Raw genomic sequence first — 26,982 nt, 5'->3', positions numbered from 1 at the left:
GTACCATGGAATCCATACGAAAAAAACTGCCGCCTCATTCCATGGCGACAGTTTTTATAGGCAGACCTAGTGTTTGCGACCGCCCAAATATGCTTCTTTTACACGCTCGTCGTTTAACAGCGCTACTCCTGTGCCGTCCAATACGATTTGCCCAGCCTCCAGCACATACCCGTAATCAGCGATTTTGAGGGCCTGCTTGACATTTTGCTCCACGATCAGGACGGTCGTACCTTCTGCATTGATTTCTTTGATCACCTTGAAAATGTCTGCCACCACAATGGGAGCCAAGCCCATTGACGGCTCGTCCAAAAGCAGCAGCTTCGGTCGAGACATCAATGCGCGGGCAATAGCTAGCATTTGCTGCTGACCACCAGACATCGTCCCTCCCAATTGGGAAAGACGCTCCTTGAGGATGGGGAACCACGTCATCATCTTCTCCATGTCGTCCTTGATGCCTTGTGCATCGTTGCGCTGGAATGCGCCCATCTCCAGGTTTTCCAGTACGGTCATCTTCCCGAGAATTGCACGCCCTTCTGGAACCAACGCCAGTCCGGCTTTTACGATTTGATGGGGTCTCGAACCCTCTATGCGTTGACCACAAAACGTAATCGTCCCTGCTTCAGGCTTCAGTTGACCTGCGATCGTACGCATAGTTGTGGTTTTGCCCGCTCCATTCGCCCCGATTAGCGAGACGATTTTGCCCTCCGGCACTTCCAGCGTTATCCCGCGAATCGCCTTGATTTGACCGTAGGAGGTCGTCAAGTTTTGTATGTTCAGCATCTTATTCGTCCTCCTTGCCGAGGTAGGCTTCAATCACATCTGGATTGTTTTGTACCTCTGCTGGTGTGCCGTCAGCAATTTTGACCCCAAAGTTGATGCATACGACCTTTTCACACAGATTCATGACCAATCCCATATCGTGTTCGACCAACAAAACAGTCGTTCCGTCATCGCGAATTTTTTTGACCAGCTCCATGAGTGCTTTCGTCTCGGTCTCGATCATTCCAGCAGCAGGTTCGTCCAATAGCAAGAGTTTTGGTTCCGTAGCTAGTGCCCGTGCAATCTCCAGACGCCGCTGTTGACCGTACGCCAATGTATCCGAGCGGACGTCAGCAATGTCAGACAAGCCTACGAATTCGAGGAGCTCCTCTGCTTTTTTGGTCACCGCCTTTTCTTCCGCACGTTGTCCCGATGTTTTCAAAAGGGAAGCCCAGAAGCCGGCCTTCATGCGCGAATGACATCCTACCTTCACGTTGTCCAACGCACTCATGTGACCGAATAAGCGAATATTTTGGAACGTCCTTGCAATCCCCATTTCGGTAATTTTGTTAGGCGCCATTCCATTTAGCTTCTGTCCGGCAAAAGTAAAGGTTCCCGTCGTTGGTTCGAATATGCCCGTCGCCATATTGAAAATGGTCGTTTTCCCCGCACCATTCGGACCAATCAAGCCGACAATCTCACCCTCCCCGACAGTAAAAGAAACGTCACGAAGAGCGGTGATGCCGCCAAAGCTTTTTCCTACGTTCGCAAGTTCCAGCAACATCTTATACTCCTCCCTTCGCTTCCTTGTCGGATGACTTGCCCCGACGACGCTTGAACAGCTTTTGGAACGTGTCGGCACCAATCAAGCCATGCGGGCGGAACGCCATTACACCGACCATGATCAAACCGTACATGAGCATTTTGTACTCGGCCAAACCACGCAGCACCTCCGGCAGTGCTGTCAATACAAAGGCACCGAATAGCGGCCCCCAAACCACTTCACTGCCGCCAATAACGGCATAGGACAAGATTTCGACTACTTTATGATAGTTAAAATCATCAGGCGTAATCGTCGTCGTAATGTGGGCGAACAACCCTCCACATACACCAGCCAAAATGGAACCGATCACAAATGCAAGCATTTTATAATAGTTGACTTGCAATCCCATTGCTCGTGCTGCCGTTTCATCCGCTTTGATCGCTTCGAAAGCTCGCCCCAGACGCGAACGGTTCAGACGCAGCGTCAGGAAAAGAATGAAGGCAAACAGGAGCAGCATAAACACAAAGGTTGATAATGACTTCATTTGCATGACCGAAATGCCAAAGGTTTGTGCTTTTACCCCCAGTGCTTTTTCAAAATCGTACAAGTAATTGCCAACCGATTGAAGTCCGGTCAATCCGAGAGCGCCATTTGTCATCTCCATATTGAGAAAAATAACGCGAATCACTTCACCAAAGCCAAGCGTAGCAATTGCCAGGTACAGGCCGTGGAGCTTCAATGTCGGAGCACCGATCAACAGTGCAATCAGCCCTGCCACCAGTCCTCCGATGATGATGGCGATAAACAGTGGCATGTCCGCTTGCTTCGTCAAAATACTCGCCGTAAAAGCACCAATGCTCATAAAGCCCGCATGTCCCAAGGAAAGCTGTCCCGTCGAGAGCGTAATGTAAATACTGATCGCCAAAATACTGTTTAACAAGATAAAAGTCAGTACCTGTAAATTATATGGATTGAGAATGTCCAATGTCTGCACCTCCCTTACGCTTTGCGTCCAAATAGTCCTTCCGGCTTCAAGAGCAAAATGAGAATGATCAAGCCAAAAGCAACCGCATCCCGATACGACGAGTCTCCGTATGCGACGGTAAACACCTCGATAATCCCGAGCAATACACCGCATACCATGGCTCCAGGAATGCTCCCCACACCGCCTAAAATCAAGACCGCCAAACCTTTGAAGCCAAGCGTCATTCCCATCGTCGGAATGAGAGCAGAGTACGCCATCCCGATCAATATGCCGGCGATGCCTCCCAGCGCTGAAGCAAGCATGACGGTCACAACAATGACCATATTCGTGTTAATCCCCAAAATATTAGCTGTATCCGTATTTTCAGCCGTCGCGCGAATGGCTTTTCCCATTTTCGTTTTTTGAATCCAGAAATGCAGAACGAACATCAGCAACACAGAAATCCCCAAAATAACGAGATCGACGCTGCGAATTTGAATGAGCCCCAAGTCAAAGGTGGTGTCCCCAAAAGATTGCGGGAACGAACGGGAGTCAGCACCGAAAAACTTGTGCATGGCCTCCTCCATTAAAATGGCAAATCCGATCGTACTGATCAAGGATGCCAGATGGGGTACATTTTTTTTACGAAGGGGGCGAAGCGCTATATACTCCAGCACGAGACCCAAAATGGCAGATATGACGATTGCTACGATCAGCGCTACCCCTAAAGGCATATTCAGGCTGGTCATCAATACCAAGCCAACCAGTGATCCAAAAATAAAAATTTGGCCGTGTGCCATATTAATGATTCCCAAGACACCAAAAATGAGCGTATAGCCCAATGCAATCAATGAATAAGTGCTACCAACTGTCAAACCGTTGACTAATTGCTGCCAAAACAAATGCCTCACCTCACTGTTAAGTGGTTACCATCTAACGATGCTTGAGTTATTCTCGCTGGATCAGCAAGCGAAAATATCATCTGATACTTTCTGATCCAGCGAGATAACCGATAGAAAAAGAAGCCCGGAGCGACCCCGGGCACGATCCTATTCAAACGGGACAAATTTGCCTTCTTTTGCGACAACGACCACCGCATCACCAATCGGATTGCGCTTCTCGTCAAAAGACAGTTTGCCGGATACACCTGTGAAGTCTTTCAACTGAGCCAATTTTCCGCGCAGCTCTTCGCGATCTGCTTTTCCTGCGGCAAGCAGTGACTGCGACATGATGTACAGCGAGTCGTATGCTTGGGCAGCGAACTGGTCAGGCTTTTTGTTGTATTTGGCTTCGAATGCTTTTACGAAGGCTTGTACCTTATCATCCTTCTTTTCAGGGCTGAATGGAGTGGCAACGATCAAGCCCTCTGCTGCTGGACCCGCAATTTCAAAAACTTTCGGATTATTGAAGCCATTCCCACCAAGAATGGTCCCTGTAAAGCCCAACTCACGTGCTTTTTTCACAACCATGGAGCCTTCTTTGTACAAAGCGGACACAAGCAAAGCATCCGGGTTTGTTTGCTTCAGCTTGGTCAACTGCGCCGAGAAGTCCACATCGCCATTTGCAAAAGTCGCTTCACCAGTAATCTCCAAGCCCAGCTTTTCTGCGGTTGCTTTCATGACCTTGTAACCATTCACGGAGAAGTCATCGTTGGATGCATGTATGAGTGCTACTTTTTTCAAGCCATTTTTCTCCACGGCTGCTTTCATAGCTGTCGGGATTGCAATGGACTCAGGCAAAGAATTTCGGAACACGTACTCCCCGATATCATTGATTCCTTCTGAGGTGTTGGAGATACCAAAGATCGGAGTTTCCGCCTCGTTTGCAACTGGTCCTGCTGCAAACATTTCACCAGAAAGTGTCGGTCCGATGATCGCCACGACATTATCCTGATTAATCAGTTTATTTACCGCATTAATCGCGCCTTCCTTTTCTCCGGCGGAGTCTTCAAACTTCAGTTCGATCTTGAGCTTTCCTTTGTTGGCTTCATTCAGCTCCCCCAACGCCAGCTCCAATCCTGCTTTTTGCGCTTCTCCATATGCTGCACCAGATCCTGAAAGGAAACCAACGACACCGATTTTTGCTTGTATCTCTTGTCCGTCGGCGCTAGCTGCTTGTCCCGAGCCACCTTCTCCTGCTGCAGGAGCAGTTGTATTTCCTCCGCTCGAACATCCGACCATCAATACCGCCCCTAGCGAGATCGCCGCCAGCGAGCGCATCAAATGAAATCCCTTCATTAGAAAAGCCCCCTTTATTTTCTAAATAAATTGAATATATGAAGTTTAATCAAAGTATTATAAAAACGCAATTATTTTCGTTCAAGTAAACTTAATTTTTTGACAAACGATCGCTCAGAATTCAGTATTCAAACATAATAAAAAAGCGGCACATAGCTATGCCGCTTCAATCGTTGGATTGCTCTTACAGATGTTTGCCTACAGTTGCCATGAGCGCTTCTTTTGGTTGGAAGCCGATCACTTTGTCAACTGGTTGACCGTCTTTGAATACGATCAGGGTTGGGATGGACATTACGCCAAAACGACCAGCAGAGTCTGGGTTATCATCCACGTTTACTTTGACGATTTTGAGCTGGGAGCCCACTTCACCGTCGATTTGCTCCAGTACAGGAGCGATCATTTTGCAAGGGCCGCACCATGGAGCCCAGAAGTCAACCAGGACTGTACCGCCTTGCTCTACTTCCTGGGAAAAGTTTTGGTCGGTAGCATTTACAATTGCCATAGAAGTTACCTCCTTGAATTTCAATTACTAAATAAAGGTTCCTAACGGTTATCAGTATATCATTCAAACAACAAATTGACTACGCCGCTCCACACTTTGCCCTGCACTTCTCGCTTTAGTCTGTCCAGTCTGTCCGCACCTTATTGCCCAACTTGTTTGAGCCGATTGATCTCCCGTTCGTGGTCACTAACTTTCCGATGCAGCAGGTCAAGGTCTGCATCGATATGTTTATTTTGACGTTCCAATCTGTCTAATCTTTGCGTAGCATCGTCCCGAAAACCGAACATCTCAATGCGAAATGCGTACATCTCTTCTTTAAATTCTCGAAGTTCTTGCTTAATTTCCTTTGTGATTTGATTATTTTCAGCAACCATGTGTTTAAGTTGTTGCAAAAGCTCCTCACTCATCCCGATCACCTCTCCTTAACCCCTATTATACCAAGCAAGGAAAGCATAAAGTAAGAGCCGAGGACAAAAAAAGCGCCCCAAAAAGGAGCGCCTCGTTATCATCTTTATCTTACACCAATACTTTTTTGAACTCAGCCGTCAGCAATGGCAGCACTTCGAACAAGTCACCTACGATACCGTAATCAGCCACTTGGAAGATTGGCGCTTCCGGATCTTTGTTGATGGCAACAATGACTTTCGAGCTGGACATACCAGCCAAGTGCTGAATCGCTCCGGAAATTCCGCATGCGATATACAAATCAGGTGTAACGACCTTACCCGTCTGTCCGATCTGCATGGAGTAGTCGCAATAGTCTGCGTCGCAAGCGCCACGAGATGCACCAACAGCTGCACCAAGCACTTCCGCCAGATCGTACAACGGCTGGAAGCCATCTGCACTCTTCACGCCACGTCCACCGGAAATCACGACTTTCGCTTCGGAAAGGTCTACTTTGCCGCTTGTTTTTCTTACAACTTCTTTTACGATAGTGCGCAAATCCTTGATTTCCAATTCAACTGGAACCACCACTGCCGTTTTCGAAGGGTCAGCAGCACCGATGGCAATGTTGTTTTGACGAATCGTAATAAATGTTGTTCCATCAACGAATTTGCGTGTTTGCGTCGCCTTTCCGGCATAGATCGGGCGAATAAATACTGGGCCTGCTTCAATACCGGTTACGTCCGAAACCAGACCAAAACCGAGTCTCGCTGCTACGCGAGGTGCGATGTCACGACCGATCGCAGTATGCCCCAAAACAACCGCATCTGGAGAAGCCAGCTCAATCAACTGCGTAAGTGCCTGCACATACGCATCTGGCGTGTATTGTGCCAACGCTGTATGATCAGCCGTATACACCGTGCTCGCACCATGCTGACCCAATGTCACTGCATGCGTTGCTGCATCTGCTCCGAATACACCTGCTACAATTTCGCCGCCCTCAGCCAATGCTTGTGCTGCAGTCAATGCTTCCAGCGACACGTTGCGAAGTTGTCCGTCACGTACTTCTGCTAATACAAGTACTTTTTTCATGGATATCCTCTCCCTCTCGCTTAGATCACTTTCGCTTCATTGCGCAACAGTTGCACCAATTCCGACGTTTGAGCTGCCAATTCGCCAGAGAGAATGCGGCCCGCCTGCTTTTTCGGAGGCAATGTCTGATCGACGATTTCTGTCTTTGCTTTTACCTCATCCGCAGTCATTCCCAAATCGTCTGCGCCGAGTCTATCCAAAGGTTTTTTCTTTGCTTTCATGATACCAGGGAGAGAAGGATAGCGCGGCTCGTTGAGTCCTTGCTGAGCGGTAATCAAAACAGGAAGGCTCGTCTCCACGACTTCCAGGTCCCCTTCTACATCGCGCTCTACGCGTACGTTCGTCCCGTCGACCTCTAACTTCACAGCAGTCGATACATGGTTAATTCCCAGCTCTTCTGCCAGACGAGGACCGCCTTGGCCAGCCCCGGAGTCTACAGCCATTTGTCCACCAATGATGATATCGAAGCCAACCTTTTTCGCTACTGCAGCCAATACTTTGGCGATTGTGAATTCGTCACCGAACAGAGACTCATCATCCACCAGAACAGCCTTGTCTGCGCCCATAGCCAAAGCAGTGCGCAGGGCACTTTCCGCACGATCTGGGCCGACGCTGATCACGGTTACTTCTCCGCCGTGCTCTTCCTTGAGCTTGATTGCCTCTTCTACAGCGTACTCATCGTAGGGATTAATGATGAATTCAACGCCATCTTCGGAAATTTGTCCGTTTTGGATGACAATTTTTTCTTCTGTGTCAAACGTCTGTTTCAACACAACCACGATATTCATCAGGATGCCTCCTCCTTAGTGGTACCTCATACTTGTGAAGCTATATGCTTAACTACCGATCTGCGAATTGCGGCTTGCGCTTTTCGAGAAATGCAGTCACGCCTTCTTTTACGTCCTCCGTCGCGAAAGCATCGCCAAAGAGCTTTGCTTCCTGCTCCAAGCCTTGTGATAACGAAAGCTCCGTTGTGTTATGGATGGACGCTAGGGCAAGCTTCAGGGTTATCGCGCTCTTACTCGCGAAAACAGCTGCCAGCTTTTGTGCTTCTGCAAGCAATTGCTCTACGGGATAAACCGCTTCCACAAGACCGATACGCAAAGCTTCCTCGCCACCGATCATCTCAGAAGTGAGAATCATCTGTGTCGCTTTGCCACGGCCAACCAGACGTGGTAGACGTTGCGTACCACCGTAGCCAGGAATGAGTCCGAGATTCAGCTCTGGCAACCCAAGCTTGGCTTCAGGTGCTGCCAAGCGGATATGGCATGCCAATGCAAGCTCCAATCCTCCGCCAAGGCAAGCGCCGTTAATTGCTGCAATGATTGGCTTCGGGAACGTTTCCAAGCGATTGAACAACGCTTGACCCTTCTTCGCCATTTCTTCCGCATTATCCCGATTCAGTTGGGTAAATTCTTTGATGTCTGCTCCTGCAATGAAAAACCGACCTTCGCCAGTCAAAACGATCGCTTTGATTTCATCGTTATTTTCCCACTGGTCCAAAAGTTCACTCAATTGACCGAGCACTGCTTGACTGAGTGCGTTAGCAGGCGGGTTGCTAATCGTAACCGTAGCAACGCGATCAACGATTTCTACATTCCAATGCGACGCCATTCCTCTCCCCCCAAACTCTCCCCATATATAAAAAACAGCTACTATTCATTCCGAGCGATCGCTCAGTCTTACTATTTCCATTGTAACAAACGTTTTCATGCAAAAAAAGCTTTTCTTTTCATTCTTTTCCCTTCATACCAAGCAGGAAGAGGTTATGAATGGAATCAACATAAGAGACAAGGTCGTACTTGCACTCTTTCATCACCCAAGATGTCGTCACTTCGTCCAGCGTTCCAAAAATCATTTTGCGCGTAATCCGCACCTCAAGATCAGATCGGAATACGCCCTGCTCCATACCCTCTACGATCACTTCGTCAATAAGGTTGAAATACTGCTTCATCACGTTGCCGATTCCTTCACTAATGAACGGACTGGATTGACGGAGCTCGATTTGCGTTACTTTTGCCAGATCGTGGTCCTTGGATAGCTGGCTCAAGTGTGCATGGATGAGTACATACAGCTTTTGCTCAATGGTCGTCGCTTCCGAAATGCGTTTGCGGTTTGTCTCCACAAACTGGCCCATCTTTTCATTAAACAGTGATATCAAAATATCATCCTTGTTTTCAAAATAGAGGTATATGGTGCCGTCTGCTACCTTCGCCTCTTTCGCAATTTTCGATACCTGGGCACTGTAATAGCCCTGTTTGGCGATTACTCGAACAGCAGCATCAATAATGGCTTGATACTTTTCCCCCGTTTTCTTTGCCATAACTACCTCCATGTTTACTAACATTGATGATGAAATGAATGATCACTCATTCATAATTAGTGTAATACAGGGCCACTCCTCTGTCAATCGCAAGAGGTCAGCAAAAAAGGCCGCTTTCCGCCTGGGATCGCAAGCCTCAAAACATCAGCTACTAGCTCGTTTTGATTTCTTCCTGGGCTTCCCTTTTCTTCTTATCTTCTTCTTGTAATTGGCGACGCAATACTTTTCCGACCATGGTTTTGGGCAAATCTGTACGAATCTCGTATTGTCTCGGAATCTTATAGGCGGCGAGTCTCTGTCTGCAATGAGATTCCAGATCCTCTTCACTCACGAGCTGTCCATCCTTGAAAACGACGTAGGCTTTGACTGTTTCCCCCCTGTACGGGTCTGGGACACCGATGACTGCTGCCTCCTGGATGGCGGGATGCTCAAAGAGCACTTCTTCTACTTCACGCGGGTAAATATTGAAGCCACCGGCTATTATCATGTCTTTTTTGCGATCTACGATATAGAAATAGCCGTTTTCGTCCATATAACCCATATCTCCCGTCAAAAACCAGCCATCCCTTAATACGGCAGCGGTATCCTCTGGGCGATTCCAATAGCCGAGCATAACTTGGGGTCCTTTTACGGCCAACTCCCCGACCTCGCCTTGGGGCATTTCTTCTCCTGTGGCCGGATCCACAATCCGGCAATCCGTATCTGGCCATGGCATCCCGATGCTTCCCGTAATGCCTTTTTCCCAAATCGGGTTGGAATGTGTTACCGGAGAAGCCTCTGTCATCCCATAGCCCTCGACCAGCTTGCCGCCCGTCAACTCCTCAAATTTGAGCTTCACTTCGATTGGTAACGGAGCTGATCCACTGACACATGCATCGATCGATGAAAGATCATGCTTTTTCAAGTCCGGGTGGTTGATGAGACCGATATACATGGTGGGTGCCCCTGGGAAAAGAGTAGGCTTGCGCTTATCGATCATTTCAAATATTTGCTTCACGTCGAATTTGGGAACGAGAATAATTTCTGCTGCGATACAAATTCCTTTGTTCATCACGGTAGTCATCCCATACACGTGGAACAGCGGGAGCACACACAAAATCCGTTCTTTTCCCTTTTTCAGTTTGTAAAGGACCGCTTGGCACTGGACTGCATTCGCAATGAGATTGGCGTGCGTCAGCATGACGCCTTTGGCAACACCTGTTGTCCCCCCTGTATATTGGAGGAGCGCGATGTCCTGGGTCGGATCGACTGGAATTTCAACAGGCTTGGTAGCGCTTTCTTTTAATACGGAAAGAAAAGGCTCAATATCTACGCTGTATGTAACCTGCGGATTTTGTCCTTGTTTCTTCTGCACGAACGGATAGAGCCATTTTTTCAGTAAGGGAAGGAAATCGCCAATGCTTGTGATGATGATTCGTTGAAGTGAGGTAGATGCACGGACTTGGGTAACACGTTTGTACAACAAATCCAGTGTGATGATGGTCTCGGCGCCTGAATCGTTCATTTGGTGAATCAATTCTCGCTCGGTATATAGCGGGTTGGTCATGACCACGATCGCGCCTGCAAAAAGCGCCCCGTAGTAACTGATGACGGCTTGTGGAGTATTTGGCAGCATAATCGCCACGCGGTCACCTTTTTTTACACCGCGCTTGATCAATGCATTGGCAAATTGGTATGACAACTGCAAAAGCTCTCGATACGTAATGCTTTTTCCCATGAAATAGATCGCGTTACTGTCTGGATACATAGCTGCAGACTGCTCCAGAAAATGCGTCAAAGGAACACGGGGGTAATCCAATGACGGCGCAGTTTCGGGCGGGTAATTGGCAATCCAAGGCTTGGCATTTGACATGGTCATTCCCTCCATCCCTTAAATGGCCTTGCCTCTCCCTATGATCTACATTCATAATCTCTTCCTAATGACTATTGTATTCGAAACATATTCAATTTTCCAATTAAAATCATGTGCTTTCTATCGGGACAAGAGCATTCGACAAAAAAGGACACGACCTTTGATGAAGCCGTGTCTCTTACTCTTATGCTCTTTGTGTCTTACGGTGTTATTTCCTTGATCATTTGCTGGCGTGCTCTTTCCCGTTCAGTTGTGGGCACGAGATGATACCAGCCGACGATTCCATTATGCCAAATGCGCTCATCCTGCCCGACCAGTGTATCGACTTGAATGGTGTTCGGAGTTCCATCGCCATAAGACAGTAACAGAGAGGCGATTTCCTGCTCGGTGAGGTCCGTTTTCACATGCTGACCAAGTATTTCCATGAGTGAAAATGCCTTGGTATACCCTTGGAGCGAGGTGCCTTTAGAAGCCAACGCTTTGAGAATCTCCTGCTGCCGGCCAATCCGCATGTAATCACTGTCTTCCTTGCCTAGATCACTTTTGCGATAACGGGCATAATCCAATGCCTGCTCACCTGATAAAGTCTGCAGCCCTGGTTGAATATCGATGTACGTGTCGTCGCTCGGATCGCTGTACTTCATACGTTTCTTCACATCGACAGTGACACCGCCCAGCTCGTCCACAATTTGACGGAAGCCATCGAAATCTACGGAGATATACCGATCAATTTTTATTTGTAAAAATTTTTCCAGCGAATCCTTCACCATCTTCGGACCACCAAAAGCCATCGCATGGTTCACTTTGTCGTATCCCTTTCCCGGGAGCTCCATGTAGCTGTCACGCGGAATCGCCAAAAGGTAGACGGATTGCTTCTCGGGATGAATCGCCGCAAGCATCATCGTATCTGAACGAGCGCTTTCCCCGTCTCGACTATCTACGCCAAGAAGCAGGGCGACGAAAGGCTTCAATGGTGCTGTTCCTGTCAAAAGATCACGAGGAGGAAGGGATGCAGTCGCCTGTTTTGCGCTCCCTTTGGCTCCATCAAGCGGAGCATACCACTGATTGGTCATTTGCTTGTATTGATAGGCACTGTAGGCAACCAGCAGCAACGCCCCGATCGCCAAACAGGATAAGGTATGAAACGCAATCTGTTTTCCATGTCGCTTGAAAAATGACCCTATAAACATGACAAAAGCCTCCCCCTTTGCTTCCATTTTTAACAGGGGAGACTTCGTTTAAACCTATATGCGTTCGACAACCATCGCCATACCCATCCCGCCGCCAACACAAAGGGCAGCCAAGCCTCGTTTCAGGTCTCGACGCTTCATTTCGTGCAGCAAGGTAATGACAATTCGGCAGCCAGTAGAACCGACAGGATGACCCAGCGCAATGCCGCTTCCGTTCACGTTCGTTATTTCCCGCGGCAGCTCCAGCAGTTTTTCTACGGCGAGGTATTGTGCAGCGAAGGCTTCGTTTACTTCGATCAGTTCGATATCCGCGAGCGTCAAACCGGCTTTTGCCAATGCTCGCTTCACCGCTGGAACGGGTCCATATCCCATCAAATCAGGCTCTACCCCCGCTACTGCCCACGAGACAATTTTGCCAAGTGGTTCGATCCCGAGCTCTCTTGCTTTTCCTTCTTTCATCAAAACGGCTGCGGACGCTCCATCGTTGAGCCCAGAGGCATTGCCTGGCGTTACTGTACCATTGTCACGAAAACTGGGTGTAAGCTTCGCGAGACTCTCCAGAGTCACTCCCCTGCGAGGGAATTCGTCTTCCGTAACCATGATTTCTTCCGAGCGTTTTTTAACAGGGACCCCGATGATTTCCTCGGCAAACAAACCGCTGTCTATGGCGCGGATCGCATTCTGCTGACTGCGCAAGGCAATTTCATCCGACTCCTCACGTGTGATCCCATAACGATCGACCAGACGTTCTGCCGTTTCGCCCATCAGGATTTGATGGTGGGGATCTGTTAACAACTCCCACATCGCATCGGTCATTTCTCCATGTGTCAAACGTTTGCCCCAGCGCGCATTTTTCAGGACATACGGGGCGTTACTCATGCTCTCTACGCCGCCTGCCAAAACAATTTCACTGTCACCTAAAAGGATTTGGGAAGCGCCGCTCACAATCGCTTGCATGCCGGACGCACATTGACGTTGTATCGTGAAGCCCGTCACTTCTTTTCCCAATCCTGCGTCCAATGCTGCCACTCGCGCTATGTTTGGTTCGTCTGTCCGCTGAATGCAATTGCCTAAAATGACTTCATTGATCTGAGAAGCTTCCAGGCCAGATCGATCCATGACACCACGAATGACGATTTCTGCCAACTTGCGAGCGCTTACATCTTTCAAGACGCCACCAAACGTACCGATTGGCGTACGTCCAGCAGCAGCAATGACAACCTGCTCCATTTGTTTTCCCCTCCATTGAGTACCTTATTTTCTTTATTGTCTCACACGGAAGTTACAGGGCGGTTCTAAGCGATGTTTTTCAATACAACGGTAACCCATTCGTCATGTTGACTTTCTTTTTCTACTTGGAAGCCTGCTTGTTCAAATATAGCGATGACAGCATCCCGATTCCATTCGACAATTCCCGAGAGAATCAAAGTTCCTTTCGGTGCCATTCGCTCCGTAATCATCGGGAGCATCGCGACATTTTCATCGCCCCCGATGTTGACCAGAATGACATCAGCTTGGTCAGGCAATTGGGACTTCACTGCATCCTCGCTCGCATCCCCAATGACGACTTGTACAGCGTGGTCAGGAAGATGGTTATTGGTCGCATTGACAAGAACCTGATACTCACTTTGTGGATTAATGTCCACTGCCCATACAGGATGCTTCGCTCCATTCAAAGCGCAGTACAAAGAGAGAATTCCTGAGCCAGCTCCTACATCGATGACTTGCTTAGCCTCCAGATCCATTTCTTGCAAAAACAAAAGAATGTCTTGCGTCGTCCCATGATAGCCGGTTCCGAAGGCTGCACCTGGATCGATCCATAGGATATGCCGAGCCGACTCCAACGCTGCGGGGTCCGTCCACGTTGGTGCCACCCACCAGTCGCCTATTTTGACTTCACGGAACTCCTCTTTCCACGAATCATTTTCCTCAGCGACGAGGTCTACTTCTTTTATCGTGACTTGTCCATTCCACCGCTGAATGTAGGTCTTCAGGCGAGCTACATGCTCCTCTTCACGATCGTGCTGGGGTTCAAACAAATAACCAGCAAGTGGACCTTCCGTATTTTCTGCGTAATCATATCCGTTTTCCGTTGTCAGTACTTCGATTTGCGGTTCGATCCAGCCAAGCGTGTAGGAGCTGGTCAAAACCTCTGCCACAAACAAATCCTCAATTTCTGGTTCCACTAGTAATGTGTATTTGAGCCACATGTTTTCCATGATGAAAAATGCTCCTTCCCTTTTGCTGTTATTCGCCCCTATTCTTGCGGACATCTATTCACTCATCTGTGGATGGCAAGGATGATAGAGAACATGGTATGATAGTAGAATGGACTATCACAACCGCAGGGAGGCTTACCATGTTTGACGAATTTTTTTACCGTCGCCGCAAAAACAAGGGACTTTTTATCGTCATGATTGCCCTCATCGTTCTTGGCATCGGCATGTTCGGTATGGGTTTCCTCTATATGTTCTCGTAAGTCGGAACAACATCATTATACCCTACGAACCGTGCTGCACCCACTGTATCTGTCCAAAGAATTGGAGCGGGAAGTTTTCTACTGTGGTTGCTTTACTTCCCCTTGTTTACTCGATTATACTTGAGAATGTATTTTTCCTGTACGTTTGATATAGAAAGAAGGTTCACTCCATGTCGCGAATTCTCATCTCCGGGTACTACGGCTTTAATAATGCCGGAGACGATGTGGTCCTGTACGGCATCATCAGCTCTCTTAAGCGGGAACAACCAAATATCTCTCTCGCCGTCTTGTCCAATCAGCCTGATCGGACTGCGGAACTGTTCGGGATTGAAGCCTATAACCGCTGGAGCTTTGGAACCATCGTCCGCGAGCTTTCGCGAAGTGACATGCTGGTGATGGGCGGCGGTACACTGATGCAGGATGTAACCAGTCCGCGCAGTGTCCTCTACTATTTGGGCATCGTCACCATTGCCAAGCTTTTAGGTAAACCCGTGGTCTTTTACGCGCAAGGGTTTGGACCCATCCTTAAATCGCTCAGTCGCACGATGATTAAACGCGTGGTGAATCACGTCAACATCATCACGGTTCGCGACTACGAATCAGGGGAGGACTTCAAAGCCTGCGGCGTAAAAAAAGCCCCTATCTATATAACAGCTGACCCTGCTCTGACGATATCCCCTGACGATATTGCAGATCAACGGGGAAAAGAGCTGCTCCATGGTATGTTTGATGATCCTTCCAAGCCTTTGGTCGCCATCTCTGTCCGGGACTGGAAGCAGGAACAGCAATTCAAACAGAAGATAGCCAGGGCAGCAGATTGGTTTATCATGCGCGGATGGAATGTTCTCTTCCTGCCGATGCATGTCCCTAGTGATTTGGCACCGTCTCAGGAAATCATGGACCAGATGAGCCAACCAGGAGCACGTCTTCTCGATGCACCCGTGACTTTTCATGACATTATGTCGGTACTGAAGCAATGCAACTACGTCGTTGGAATGCGGCTTCATTCACTTATTCTTGCGTGCATGCTGCGAATCCCTTTTATCGGTATCTCCTACGATCCGAAAATCGATCGATTCGTTGAACGCGCTGGAATGCCCAATGCTGGTCATATTACTCAACTCGATGAAACTACACTTTTGACCTTGCTCGCTGAAAAACTGGACACCCTCGATCACGAAATTGATGTGGTAACAAAGCATTCCCATCTGTTAGCGATCGAAGCTTCCAAAAGCAGTGAACTTGTTTTGCAGGCGCTGCGTAAATAAGGCTGACCTGGAAAGGAGGACAACATGTCCTTTTCTTCACAAGTGTTACTTCGTTTAAATCGATTATTTCCTCTCCCCGTTCACCCATTTAATCTGGCAAACAACGGGGAAATGAGCTATACAGAATGGCAATTTCAAAAAGGGGATCAAACCATTCAATTTTTCCTCCCCTTCCATTCACAGGAGGAAATGTTCCGTGACAAAACGGTTTTGGACATCGGCTGTGGCGGCGGTGGAAAAACCTGTTATTACGCCACCTATGGACCGAAAAAAATGATCGGCATCGACATCGTCCCCCACTACGCGGACGAAGGAAATGAATTCGCGAAGAAAAAAGGACTGGATCATCTCGTCTCCTTCATGACAGGCGATGCCGCGAGAATGGACTTCCCGGACAACACGTTCGATACGATCATCATGAACGACGCGATGGAGCACGTAGGCGAACCGGAAAAGACGTTGGAGGAATGCTTTCGGGTCTTGAAGCCTGGGGGGCATCTCTACATCAATTTTCCGCCGTATTATCATCCATACGGTGCTCATTTGTCAGATGCGATCGGCATTCCTTGGGTGCATGCTCTCTTCTCGGAGCAAGCCTTGATTGACGCCTATAAACAGCTAGTCCGTGACTTGCCAGACGGTTCTGACCGGATTGCGTTTCGCTTCGACAAGCTTCCCGATGGTAGAGAGACGATCTCGTACATCAATCGCATGACGATCAAGCGGTTTCGAAAAATTCAACAAGGCGTGGTGCAGCCTGTGGTTTACCAGCGAGAGATTCCGTTGCGCAATCAGTTGCAGACCTTGGCAAAATGGCCCGCTACCCGTGAATTTTTCGTAAAAATGGTCGTCTGTGTTTATCAAAAAGCGAAATAAGAAGGACCGCATAAAACCCCTTCCTCCGTTTGTGGAGAAAGGGGTTTTGTGATTGGTTTAATCGTTATTCGTATTGGACTTTAATGAAGAAGCCTGTTTCCTCCGAATGAATTGGATAAAGGTGCGCAGCTTGTTTCCGCCAGGCAGCCAATCCAATTCCTTGTCCTCAATGAGTGGAATAAGGATGAGCAGTCCCAAGTACACAATGAGTCCTACACCGACTCCAGCGACGGTCTCTATCGCTCCCAAAATGCGTACTGGTTCTCTTCCCCTGAACAGGAAATCAATTGCCTCTGTCGCTCCCCAAGCCAGAATCAGCATGAGGTTAGCCACCAGTAACGGATAAATGGTATCGAAGCGCCAGTTAATCGGAATCGATACGTAACGGTTGATGACTCGCATATTCAGTACGCAGACAAATGCAGTCGCAACCAGCCAAGACAAGGACAAGCCGTCCATACCGAACATCGAGGTAAACACGAGTGTCGCCAGTACCTTCACAATAACCCCATACAGCAGATGACGCGCAGGGATTTTTTCCTTACCGATCCCTTGCAAAATACCGTTTGTAGCAAGCAACAAGGAAAGCGGGATCGCGGTGATGCCTAAAATCGCCATGGCACGCGTGCCTTCCATATCGCCATACAACGCAAGATTCGCCCCTTCAGCTACAGCTGTCAGTCCCAGACCGGCTGGTAGACCGATTAGCCAAGCAAAACGCAGGGAGAGCTTGGTCAAGGTCGTAATCCGCTCCTGATCCTTTTGTCTGATCGCTTCGGCAATGGCAGGAACGATCGAGAGGGCAATCGACGATCCGAACAAGCTCGCCATTTGCAGAAGTGGTCCTCCCCTGCTGTAAATGCCAAACCACGTATCCGCCGTCAAGCCGTCCACATTCCATATATAGCGGAAGATGTTAATGGCCAGAAAGGAATCCGTCAGGCTGAAAATCGGAATAACTAAGGCGCTGATACAAATCGGCCAGGCAATTCGCCACATCGAGGCGAAGAAAGCACGATCATACCACCATGTTAGGCTCCGCCACTCAGCCCCGCCAAAGACGGAATTTTTCCGGTTGTGGAGCCACATGAGTAACGCTAGAAACCCGAGACTCAAAAACGTACTGATCATCGTACCGAAGTTGACTCCGGTAATCACGGTATCCGTATCTTCACCGAGTGACACGAGATACAGGGAAGCTACCAAAATAAATACGACACGCAAGGTCTGCTCTACGATTTGCGAGAGCCCGACAAACAACATTTTTTGATGGCCGTAGAAAAAGCCGCGAATAACCGCAATCAAGGGAACGAACAGCAGCGACATGGAAATCGCTCGGATCGGCTCAATCAAATGCGGATTCCCCATGAGCTTTGCAATGAGTGGAGAGCTGACGTACAGGAGCCCAAACAAGACAAGTCCGATGGCGCCCATCATGACCATGCTACGGGCCAAAATCTGTCCAATAGAGCCTTGTTTTCCTTCAGCTAATGCCTCTGCAATCACTCTCGACAACGCTACTGGCACACCTGCTGTCGCCAATATGAGAAAGGTCAGGTAGAGAGGATATACTTCCTGATAGAGTCCGAGACCTCTGTCGCCGACTATCTCTTGAAGCGGAATTCGATAAAACATCCCGATAACTTTTGACAAAATCCCCGCTATGGCTAAGATCAACGCTCCCGCGAGAAAATGACTTTTTTTCAACATGGGTAACTCCTTTATTCGTCTCTTTGACTGGATACCCGTGGGGCAGCACCAATCGACATGAACCCACTCTCTATCCTACTATCATTTCCCTCTTCCAGCAAACAGGTATATCGATGGAATTTCGCAGGAATACTGGTGAAAAACAGATTCCATTGATTTTTTTTAATCATCTGCCTGTGAGATCTATGAGTAGGAGGGGATATTATGCCCACAACCGGATTTTTGATCCGCCATGTACAGTGGCCGCTAATGGAGGCTTTGAAAGGAAATCGCATCCGTCCTTACATGAAAGAATTGCAAGCAACACAGCGTCTATCTGCCGAAGCGCTTACCGTGCAGCAGCGAGAAAAGCTGGTGAAACTACTCGATCATGCGATACAAAATGTACCAGCTTACAATGCCTTCGCCCCAGATTGGAGTAAAATGCGTGAGATGCCTGAACGTTTTTTGCAGCGGATTCCTGTTCTGACCAAAATACACTTTCGGCAAAACGCTGATCAATATTTGAGTCAGGGCCGACAAACAAGCAGGCTCATTGGAAATCGAACGGGAGGCTCCACGGGTGAACCTACCCATTTTTACCTCGATCGTCCAACTGTCGAGCGATATGAAGCTGCACGGTGGTTTGGGCTATCCTGGTACGGCATTCGCATTGGTGACCCATGTGTGATGATTTGGGGCTCTCCACTCGAATTAAACGCCCAGCAAGCTCGCCGCTACCGCTGGAAGGAACGCTGGTTGAAAAACCGCCTGATGATTTCTGCCTATGAATTGGACGAAAGACATTTGGAAGCAAACCTGCGCCTCATCCGGAAATTCCGCCCAGCCTATTTATACGGGTACGCCTCCGCGCTGCATACCCTCGCCATGATGATGCTACGACGCGGCACGACACTGGGAATCCCGCTCAAAGCAGTGGTTTCTACAGCAGAAAGCCTGCACGAGCACCAGCGGCAAACGATTGCCCATGCCTTTGATGCGCCTGTTGTGAATGAATACGGCGCTCGTGACGGCGGAATTATCGCCTATCAATGTAAAGTAGGGAGCATGCACGCCTTTTCCGGGAACAGTTATTTGGAGGTAGTCGATCCAATTACGCATATTCCCCTCAACAATGGACACGCAGGAGCACTGCTTGTCACTGACCTGCACAATACCGTCATGCCTCGCCTCCGCTACCAAATAGGAGATGTCGTCGCTCTTTCTGATTCAGCCTGCTCATGCAATCTCCCTTTTCCACTTCTTGCTTCGATTGACGGCAGAGAAGACGACATGTTCCTATCACGAAACGGACAGTACGTGCACGGACATTATTTTAATCACATCGTTCGCAATATGGACAGCTTTCGCACCTTCCAGATCGTCCAGCATGAGCCGGAGCGACTGAGCCTTCGACTGGTGAAGGAGCCCGAACGTTTTTTGCCTGCTGATGAAGCCAAGCTTTTGGCAGGAATTCGCGCGGCGTTAGGTCAAGTGAGTATCCACGTTTCTTATGTGGAGACCATTCCTCCCGCTAGCTCAGGTAAGACTCGTTATGCAATCCGGGAGTTCCCGCTTACGAGCGCCCCCCCGCTGGAGTAGACCGCTTGCGTACTTTTTGCAGCAGCTCTGAAACAAGTGGCTCGCGAACCAAAATGAGCACAACAAGATATAAAAGAGCTGCACCCATAATTCCCAGCGATAAGTACAACCAGACAGGCAAAACGGATAACCATGGATCGACGAACAAAATAGCACCAGCCATGACTGCGCAGCCCAGAATGGTTTTCCCCGTAGTCATGAGAAAATTCGCTCGTACAGGGCTGCCTACTGCCCTCCACAGCAAAATAAACAGCAGGAGTGCTTGACTGATAGCTGAAACCGCATTGGCGAGAGCAATTCCGCCATGACCAAGCAGCGGAATGAGCAACCAGTTGGCAAGGGCATACACACCGATCCCAATCGCCCCGATTATAACGGGTGTCTTCGTGTTTTCCAGTGCATAAAAGGCGCGAGTCAGCAAGTCTCTCGACGCTAAAAAGAAAAGTCCCACGCCGTAAAACGGTAGTGCCCACGCTGTTAAAGCGACAGAATGCTCATCGAACGCACCGCGCTCAAAAGCTAGACGGATGATCGGCTCTGCGTATAGCGCAAGTCCAACTGTCACGGGCAGCAGCAAAATGAGGAGATAGGCAAGTCCCTTTTGCAGGATTTGCTTCATCTCCGTCATTTCCCCCCGCTTGACATGACTAGCCAACAGTGGGAATAACGGCAACGTAAACGCCCCGACAAAAATAGCCAGAGGCAATTGCATGATCTGGTTCGCATTGGCGAGAGCGGAAACGACACCCGTTCCGAGCCCTTCCGCGAAACCTCGCTCCAAAAAGGTAGTCGCCTGAGCAACAACCGCACCAATTAAAATCGGAATGACGCGCTCGCCCATGCCTTTGAGAGCAGCGTCCTCACGCCAAGCGAAGGAGAAGCGCTGCTGATAACCGAATCCGCGCAAAGTCGGGAGAATCGGCAACAGTGCAGCCAAGTAACCGATTGTCGTAGCCATCGCCAAACCAATGGGTCCATACATCGGAACGAGCACATACATGCTGACAATTACCAAAGCACCATTGGCTACCGTGCCGAGCGTCGGTGTAAAGAAATGTTGGTGAGCATTACATATACTCGACCACAACCCTGTTAACCCGATGAAAATAGCTGATGGCCACATCCATTGCAGCATGCAAGCCGTGAGTTCCAGCTTCTCACCTGTCAGTCCAAACATTGCAGCAAGCTGATAAGAAAAGACCACGCCTAAGACAGACAGAGCAACGAATATCCCCAAAATGATCGTGAGCATTTTTTGATACAAGTCAGTCGTCCGCTCTCCTTTTTCCATCATGCCGCGCATGGTCGGAATCAGTACAGCATTGACCGCTCCCGGTATGACCAAGAACAGCGTCAGCGGGATCGTTGCCGCGATATTAAACGCATCTGCCTCCATACCAGTACCGTACAAGTTGGATACATACACACTGCGAAAAAAGCCCAGAAGCCTTCCAACGAGAGTCAGCACGACAATCATGGAAGCAATTTTTAACAAACTCATGTCCACTTTTCTCCTATCCCTATTTGAAACCCTACGTTCCAGGCTTGGTTCTAACCCCTCAAACTACCTAGTTATCATATCTTATTTCTACCGTTCCTACCAACCTCTTTCCCCCCGGCTTGCTACCGGGTTGCCAGATTCATTATAATAGGTAGGTTAATCCCTACCTGTAGGAGGACTACAATAAAAATGAGAGAAACCGTGTTGAAGTGGGGAAGCCAATCAACTACATGGTTGTATTTGCTGTTGGCCTATCCAGTAATTGATTACGTCTTGCGACAGATTCTACCGATTCCAGTCATATCTTCTTTGTGGGATGAAGCACTGCTCATCGTTCTGATGCTGTTTACGTTTGGAGCCTTTTTGCAATCAAACAGAACGATGCCTGGAATCAAACATTGGCTGGGAGCCTTTTTCGTCCTGGGTGTTGCCATCATGGTGACAGACATGGCGAACTGGGAAGCGACTGTAGAAGGATTCCGCTCTGTCTACCAGTACATCCTCGCCTTTTTCATGGGCTTCTATTTACTGAAGTCGATGGAAGACCTGAACAAGTTCATGAAGGTACTAGTGCTGGTTGGTTTCGTAGCGGCACTGTATGGTGTCTTGCAAGTCATCGTGGGCGTCAAAACACCTGAATCATGGGTGCAGGAAGGGGAAGCAGTTACAACGCGTGCATTCTCCTTCGTAACGAGCCCGAACGTATTGGGCAGCTATATGGCGTTGGTTACACCGATTGCCGCTGGTCTGTTCATGACTGCTACTACTCTCAAGCAAAAATTGATTTGGGCCATTGTAGCACTGACCACCGTGCTTGCTTTGCTCTTAACCGGGTCCCGCGGTGCCTGGTTCGCTCTTGCCTTTGCCGTGTTCGTTTGCTTCTACATCTGGAACAAACGAGTAGCAGGATATTTGGTGATCGCAGGGATTATCGGGGTTGTAGCCCTGTTCTTCGTTCCTGATTCAGTTCCGCTTGTCGGAAAAGTAAAAGATCGCATTTTCACGCTGTTTACACCTGAATACTTCGAATCTAGCAGTGAAGGTGGACGCATCGGGCGCTGGGGAAAAGCATACGACAATATGCGTATCGAGCCATTGTTCGGTGTCGGACTCGGTCATCACGGCGGAGCAGTTGCAGCTCGCCATTTCGGTACCATTTATTCAGACAGCTACTTCTTTAAAAGTTTGGCGGAATATGGTCTGATCGGGATCATCCTGTTGATCGGAACCGTGATCACGATGTTCAAATACGGAGCTGGGCTCATCCGCAACATCCAGGGTTCTCCGCACTTTTTTGCGATTCTCGGATTGCTGGGCGGACTAATCGCGGTAGCAACACATAACCTCGTGGAAAACATTTTCGAGGTGCCGTTCGTGGCCCTCTATTTCTGGCTGTTTGGCGGCTTCCTCTGCGCATTATTCGTCGACCAGACACAAAATAAAAGGTGGTGAGGGCATGCGCCGGAATCCTATTCTCGATACGATAAGCTGGGCGCTGTACGCAATTGCCCTGTTTCTGATTTATCATTTGCTCGTGAAACCCGCGTTCCTTGATTTAACGTGGATTGCTGTACTCATTTTCCTGCCACTGCTAGCATTTTGCTACTTTGTGGTACATCCGTCGGAACGTCGACAAGTGCTTGTGTTTACCATCGGCTTCTTGCTCTTGGATCGCGCACTGACACGTGTCGATGTGAAAACGACCGCCGCTCTGTTGATCGGTGGTGCAATCGCAGTCATCGTGATTGCGCTTCTCGTGAAATGGTATGGGCGCCTCAACTGGCGTGCAGTCGGCTCGTTGGTTCTGATCGCCCTTTTGGCGAACGTGACGTTCAACAGAGATACGCTGACTGCACTGAGCCACTTTACCGTGACATACGAATCTGATCGTTTGTACAACGGCGATTGGGTAGATTATTTCCCGATCACGCTGCAAGACGTCAATGGCGATGGCAAGATGGAGATCATTACGTACGGCAATGCCGAGGAGCTTCCACTGCCGGAAAAAATTGAAAAGCCAGAGACGGAAGAAGAGAAAAAAGCAATGGCGGAGAAGCTGCGCCATTTGCAGGCGGAACCTGTTTCTCTTTACGTCCTGACCTGGAAAGATGGTCAAATGGTGCGGATGCCGAATGATCAGATTCCGGCAGAAACCATGAAGATCATCCAGGAAAAATTGCCGACCGATTATCCGGGCTTCCCGTATTACACGATGAAAGACGGTCAATTGGTACCGAATGTCCAACGCCAACCATATGCGGAAGGCATGATGCAAATCGGAACGGCACCGTATCGTGCGTTTATGCTTGATATGGAGAACATCGCAAACCAACTGGCAGATAACGCAGGCAGTATGGACGTACGACAAACATTGGGTTCCAAGTACACGGATCTACACATCAAGGATGGTATGCTGACAGGCAACTACGACGGCAAGCCTTTTGGCGGCACGACAAAAGCAACCAAGCTGATGACCACCATGATGCTGCCAGATGGCCGCGAAGGAATCGTTGTCATGGGCGAGCACCTGAGTGTACTGTCTGTTGAGCCAGATGGTACACTGACAGAATCGTACACACTGACACGCAAACAGGCTGAATTGGCAACTGGCGAGTTCATTCCTGCCGATATCGACAACGACAAGGTTGATGAGCTACTCGTGGCTGGCAAGCCTTCGTACATCTTGAAACCAAAAGCAGACGGTACGTGGGAAATTTTGTGGGCAAGCGGTGACCACGATAAGAGCTTCCGCTTCTCCAACTTTGCTACGATTGGTAACAACGCCAAGCCTGAGATCGTAGCCAAAGCGAAAAGCTGGGTAAGTACCACAGATACTCGCTATTTGGCTGGCTATGACTACACGCCAGAGGGCTTGAAACAAACCTGGCGCATTTACATGCCGCTGATCAATGTGCAAATCGGCGACATCGATGGAGACAAAGAAAACGAAATCGTGGCCAACATGTACAATACGCATCGTATTCTCGTGTTTAAGCAGCACAACATTCCGGTACTCGGACTCACAATCGCGCTATTCGTGGGACTCTTGGGATACGGAGTCGTAAGGAGGTTTCGCCATGCGTAAAGCGACGAAAGCATGGGCATTGCTCGCTGCCATCTGCACAGCCTCCCTGCTCGGTGGCTGCACGTATGAATCAGGGACGAAGGCTTTTGCCACTACCAATTTTGACCAGAAGCCGGATCAAACGACAACGGTCCAAACCGAGTCAGGGGCCGAGTGGTTGAAAACAGCCCTAGAAAAGGGCAAAACGGATAAAGAGGCACAGACTTACTGGTATAAGGGGTATGTAAAAAACACAATCCTGTCTCGTACCACGACGAGTATGTTCAATGGAGCCGTCATCAACGGGAAAGGCTACAATGTGGATGCACGCATCGCGGCCCAGCCTTATTCGTACTATCGAATTAACGACAAACGCTACATCAAGGCAAATGAGCAGTTTGTAACCGCTCCGGATGAGCCGCTAGCATTTGATGTATTGAAAGGCTTCGAGGACTGGCTGCCTCTCATGGACAAGGCCGTTCAATTGCCTGAGGAAAAAGTTATCGGTGTAGTCAGCGTTCCGTTCCAATTGAAAATGACAGGAGCAGAATGGCTGAAAAATAGCCAAAGCCCACTGTTTGAACCATTGAAAAAGCAATTGGGAGAACGCCCCGATCTGGACTATATCTTGAAGGAATCCACGATCAAAACAACGTTTTGGTTCGGTAAGGAAGACCGTCTGATCCACCAATACGAGACCTGGATCATTCTCCCACTCCCTGAAGCCGGAACGATGGACCAGCAAGTGATGTTCAACCTGTTAAAATACGGCGATACTGGTGGCATTCACATCAAGGAACCGGAAGAAGTAGAGAAATATTTGCTGTACTAAAAAAAGCCTGCTACCTTAGCTTGGCAGCAGACAAATCAGTACGAATCAGGACCTGGCGAACATCGTCAGGTCCTTTTATTTTGAAGCAGAAGAAGTATTCCTGCCAAACGAAGAAAAACCCGAAGCCTTCATTGGCTTCGGGGCGATGCTGTACTATTTTTTCACCAGTTCATCCATCAATTCCGCCAATTGCTTCGCCTGTTCACGGCGCTCATACGGTTTCACACGCTCTGCAAAATCAGCTCCGCGTTCCTCGCTACCCGTTTGTCCTTGCGCTTTCCACTCCTGATACAGCTTCAGGTATGCTTGCTTGATCTCGTCTTTTTGCTCAGGATCGGCTACCTGACCGAGACGGAAATCTTCAATAATCTCTGTCGCTTCGCCTCTTTTGTTCAGAGCAAGGATCGGGTTGCCAATCCCCATGTATTCGTAGAGCTTGCCCGGAATATACGCGCCGGCGTCAGCGGACACATCCCCGATCAGCAAGAGGGCATTCGCGCCTTTCATCAGTCCGAGTGCTTCTTTATGCGGCAGGTTCCCCAACACACGAACAATGTCACTCAGCCCCAATGCTTCTACACAGTCGCGATTTTCGGAATACCCCGGGTAATCGAACACCCCGGCAAAGCTGAGCAAGAGATCATTTCGGTCTACTGCTTTTTCATCGATGAGCTCCCTGATGGCTTGCAGGAGAAGGCGTGGGTTGCGCTTTTGGTACAAAATACCTGCGTACACCGCATGGAACTTGTCCGGAGCAGCATGGTTGGGAGCCAGCCCTTGAAAATCAGCCTGATCAAACCCATTGTAGATCAGCTCCATCCGCTTGATGCGGTTCTGATGCTTCTCGCCAAAATTATAGGCGAAGGTCGCAGTGACGGTCGTGATCGCATCCGCTTGGGACATCACCGCCTCCTCCATTCGCTCTTCCATGCGCTCTCTCCATTCAATGCCAGAGGTGTGCATATTTTGCGTCCATGGATCACGGAAATCCGCTACCCATTTGCAACCAAACTCACGGGAAAGCTTTTTCGCAATCAAATGGTTCGTTACTGGTCCCGATGTAGAAAAAATCACGTCGATCTTTTCACGTCGCATGATTTCTCGTCCTAGCTTGAGCGCATTCGGCATCCACAGGATTTGGTCGTCTGGAATCAACAAGTATGGCTTCACTTTTTTCAGCACATTGACGATCTGTTTTTTTACCTTCGCCTTAAATGATGGCTGTGATGGTGTAGACGTTGTATTGGCACTTGCTGATGGGGCTTGTCCCCCTCGATTCGGCAGCAGCTGCCACTCCTTCGCACGGTGAATGGTGACATCACTCGGCAGTTGTGCCAAAAGGGATGGATCGAGCGTCGCATGATAAGCAGGATCTACTGTCAGTACATGGACATTCCAGCCAAACCCCCCCAAATATTTGGCCATTTTCAACGGTCTTGGCACGCCGCCTCCCCCAATAGGAGGAAATATGTAGCATATGATCAACACGTTGTGCGTATTCATTTACGTAACCGTCCTTCTCCATTTCAATTTTCCATCATCAACGATACCATAAGTGCTGTCTTATTGCGAATCTAGCAGGCATCTGCTATAGTGAAAATGGCT

Annotated in this window: 24 protein-coding genes; 6 read left to right on the top strand and 18 right to left on the bottom strand. The window is 48.9% G+C overall.

The features are described from left to right. Window positions 1–66 precede the first annotated feature (66 nt). From ACUUHJ_RS09200 to ACUUHJ_RS09130, 15 genes are all read right to left on the bottom strand, one after another. Entirely contained in the window at window positions 67–780 is a 714-nt protein-coding gene (locus ACUUHJ_RS09200; protein ID WP_142495571.1) for an ABC transporter ATP-binding protein, read from the bottom strand. A gap of 1 nt (window position 781) precedes the next feature. Continuing rightward, the gene (locus ACUUHJ_RS09195; protein WP_012685398.1) at window positions 782–1,543 is read right to left on the bottom strand and encodes an ABC transporter ATP-binding protein; all 762 of its coding nucleotides are present in this window, start codon (window positions 1,541–1,543) and stop codon (window positions 782–784) included. Window position 1,544: 1 nt separating this feature from the next. Beyond that, the gene (locus ACUUHJ_RS09190) at window positions 1,545–2,516 is read right to left on the bottom strand and encodes a branched-chain amino acid ABC transporter permease (protein WP_472298740.1); all 972 of its coding nucleotides are present in this window, start codon (window positions 2,514–2,516) and stop codon (window positions 1,545–1,547) included. A 5-nt stretch (window positions 2,517–2,521) separates the two neighbouring features. Further along, the gene (locus ACUUHJ_RS09185) at window positions 2,522–3,388 is read right to left on the bottom strand and encodes a branched-chain amino acid ABC transporter permease (RefSeq protein ID WP_289677000.1); all 867 of its coding nucleotides are present in this window, start codon (window positions 3,386–3,388) and stop codon (window positions 2,522–2,524) included. A 147-nt stretch (window positions 3,389–3,535) separates the two neighbouring features. Continuing rightward, window positions 3,536–4,723 (bottom strand): ABC transporter substrate-binding protein, encoded by a 1,188-nt coding sequence (locus ACUUHJ_RS09180; RefSeq protein WP_289676999.1) that lies wholly within the window; start codon window positions 4,721–4,723, stop codon window positions 3,536–3,538. Window positions 4,724–4,907: 184 nt separating this feature from the next. Continuing rightward, complete coding sequence (gene trxA / locus ACUUHJ_RS09175) at window positions 4,908–5,225, bottom strand: thioredoxin (protein WP_007722428.1); 318 nt, start codon at window positions 5,223–5,225, stop codon at window positions 4,908–4,910. A gap of 140 nt (window positions 5,226–5,365) precedes the next feature. Beyond that, the gene (locus tag ACUUHJ_RS09170; protein ID WP_289676998.1) at window positions 5,366–5,632 is read right to left on the bottom strand and encodes a hypothetical protein; all 267 of its coding nucleotides are present in this window, start codon (window positions 5,630–5,632) and stop codon (window positions 5,366–5,368) included. 109 nt (window positions 5,633–5,741) lie between these two features. Beyond that, window positions 5,742–6,701 (bottom strand): electron transfer flavoprotein subunit alpha/FixB family protein, encoded by a 960-nt coding sequence (locus ACUUHJ_RS09165; protein WP_472298739.1) that lies wholly within the window; start codon window positions 6,699–6,701, stop codon window positions 5,742–5,744. Window positions 6,702–6,721: 20 nt separating this feature from the next. Next, window positions 6,722–7,489: an electron transfer flavoprotein subunit beta/FixA family protein gene (locus ACUUHJ_RS09160; RefSeq protein ID WP_016739010.1), complete on the bottom strand. Its 768-nt coding sequence runs from the start codon at window positions 7,487–7,489 to the stop codon at window positions 6,722–6,724. A 52-nt stretch (window positions 7,490–7,541) separates the two neighbouring features. Further along, window positions 7,542–8,315, bottom strand: coding sequence for an enoyl-CoA hydratase (locus ACUUHJ_RS09155; protein WP_289676994.1), 774 nt, complete (start codon window positions 8,313–8,315; stop codon window positions 7,542–7,544). Between the two features lie 118 nt (window positions 8,316–8,433). Further along, window positions 8,434–9,024, bottom strand: coding sequence for a TetR/AcrR family transcriptional regulator (locus ACUUHJ_RS09150; RefSeq protein ID WP_012685390.1), 591 nt, complete (start codon window positions 9,022–9,024; stop codon window positions 8,434–8,436). 151 nt (window positions 9,025–9,175) lie between these two features. Continuing rightward, window positions 9,176–10,876 (bottom strand): AMP-binding protein, encoded by a 1,701-nt coding sequence (locus ACUUHJ_RS09145; RefSeq protein WP_289676993.1) that lies wholly within the window; start codon window positions 10,874–10,876, stop codon window positions 9,176–9,178. 200 nt (window positions 10,877–11,076) lie between these two features. Next, complete coding sequence (locus ACUUHJ_RS09140) at window positions 11,077–12,066, bottom strand: LCP family protein (protein WP_472298738.1); 990 nt, start codon at window positions 12,064–12,066, stop codon at window positions 11,077–11,079. A 54-nt stretch (window positions 12,067–12,120) separates the two neighbouring features. Then, window positions 12,121–13,296: an acetyl-CoA C-acetyltransferase gene (locus ACUUHJ_RS09135; protein WP_472298737.1), complete on the bottom strand. Its 1,176-nt coding sequence runs from the start codon at window positions 13,294–13,296 to the stop codon at window positions 12,121–12,123. Between the two features lie 65 nt (window positions 13,297–13,361). Next, a complete protein-coding gene (locus ACUUHJ_RS09130; RefSeq protein ID WP_289676990.1) occupies window positions 13,362–14,285 on the bottom strand; it encodes a 50S ribosomal protein L11 methyltransferase in 924 nt (307 codons plus the stop codon). A 430-nt stretch (window positions 14,286–14,715) separates the two neighbouring features. On the opposite strand from ACUUHJ_RS09130, the gene csaB reads away from it, so the two are divergent. Both csaB and ACUUHJ_RS09120 read left to right on the top strand, forming a co-directional pair. Further along, window positions 14,716–15,813 (top strand): polysaccharide pyruvyl transferase CsaB, encoded by a 1,098-nt coding sequence (csaB, locus tag ACUUHJ_RS09125; RefSeq protein ID WP_289676989.1) that lies wholly within the window; start codon window positions 14,716–14,718, stop codon window positions 15,811–15,813. A 24-nt stretch (window positions 15,814–15,837) separates the two neighbouring features. Continuing rightward, complete coding sequence (locus ACUUHJ_RS09120) at window positions 15,838–16,689, top strand: class I SAM-dependent methyltransferase (RefSeq protein ID WP_472298736.1); 852 nt, start codon at window positions 15,838–15,840, stop codon at window positions 16,687–16,689. Window positions 16,690–16,746: 57 nt separating this feature from the next. Here ACUUHJ_RS09120 and ACUUHJ_RS09115 read toward each other — a convergent pair whose 3' ends face one another. Beyond that, the gene (locus ACUUHJ_RS09115; protein ID WP_188067598.1) at window positions 16,747–18,399 is read right to left on the bottom strand and encodes a putative polysaccharide biosynthesis protein; all 1,653 of its coding nucleotides are present in this window, start codon (window positions 18,397–18,399) and stop codon (window positions 16,747–16,749) included. A gap of 204 nt (window positions 18,400–18,603) precedes the next feature. Between ACUUHJ_RS09115 and ACUUHJ_RS09110 the strand changes: the two genes are divergently transcribed. Beyond that, on the top strand, window positions 18,604–19,980 hold the full coding sequence (locus ACUUHJ_RS09110) for a phenylacetate--CoA ligase family protein (protein WP_472298735.1): 1,377 nt from the start codon (window positions 18,604–18,606) through the stop codon (window positions 19,978–19,980). Here the strand turns inward: ACUUHJ_RS09110 and murJ are convergent. Continuing rightward, the gene (murJ, locus tag ACUUHJ_RS09105) at window positions 19,955–21,481 is read right to left on the bottom strand and encodes a murein biosynthesis integral membrane protein MurJ (protein ID WP_472298734.1); all 1,527 of its coding nucleotides are present in this window, start codon (window positions 21,479–21,481) and stop codon (window positions 19,955–19,957) included. The genes ACUUHJ_RS09110 and murJ overlap by 26 nt on opposite strands. A 189-nt stretch (window positions 21,482–21,670) precedes the next feature. Between murJ and ACUUHJ_RS09100 the strand changes: the two genes are divergently transcribed. The 3 genes from ACUUHJ_RS09100 to ACUUHJ_RS09090 are packed head-to-tail and all read left to right on the top strand — an operon-like array spanning window position 21,671 to window position 25,377. Then, window positions 21,671–22,933, top strand: coding sequence for an O-antigen ligase family protein (locus ACUUHJ_RS09100; protein WP_289676983.1), 1,263 nt, complete (start codon window positions 21,671–21,673; stop codon window positions 22,931–22,933). A 4-nt stretch (window positions 22,934–22,937) separates the two neighbouring features. Next, the gene (locus ACUUHJ_RS09095; RefSeq protein WP_472298733.1) at window positions 22,938–24,566 is read left to right on the top strand and encodes a hypothetical protein; all 1,629 of its coding nucleotides are present in this window, start codon (window positions 22,938–22,940) and stop codon (window positions 24,564–24,566) included. After that, window positions 24,559–25,377: a hypothetical protein gene (locus ACUUHJ_RS09090; RefSeq protein WP_472298732.1), complete on the top strand. Its 819-nt coding sequence runs from the start codon at window positions 24,559–24,561 to the stop codon at window positions 25,375–25,377. Before ACUUHJ_RS09095 ends, ACUUHJ_RS09090 begins: the two co-directional genes overlap by 8 nt. 153 nt (window positions 25,378–25,530) lie before the next feature. Here the strand turns inward: ACUUHJ_RS09090 and ACUUHJ_RS09085 are convergent, their stop codons facing one another. Further along, on the bottom strand, window positions 25,531–26,880 hold the full coding sequence (locus ACUUHJ_RS09085) for a glycosyltransferase family 4 protein (protein WP_472298731.1): 1,350 nt from the start codon (window positions 26,878–26,880) through the stop codon (window positions 25,531–25,533). Window positions 26,881–26,982: the final 102 nt, after the last annotated feature.

The sequence above is a fragment of the Brevibacillus schisleri genome (assembly GCF_055685845.1).
The sequence above is the reverse complement of the archived record's forward strand: the minus strand, read 5'-3'. Positions and strand labels throughout refer to the sequence as shown.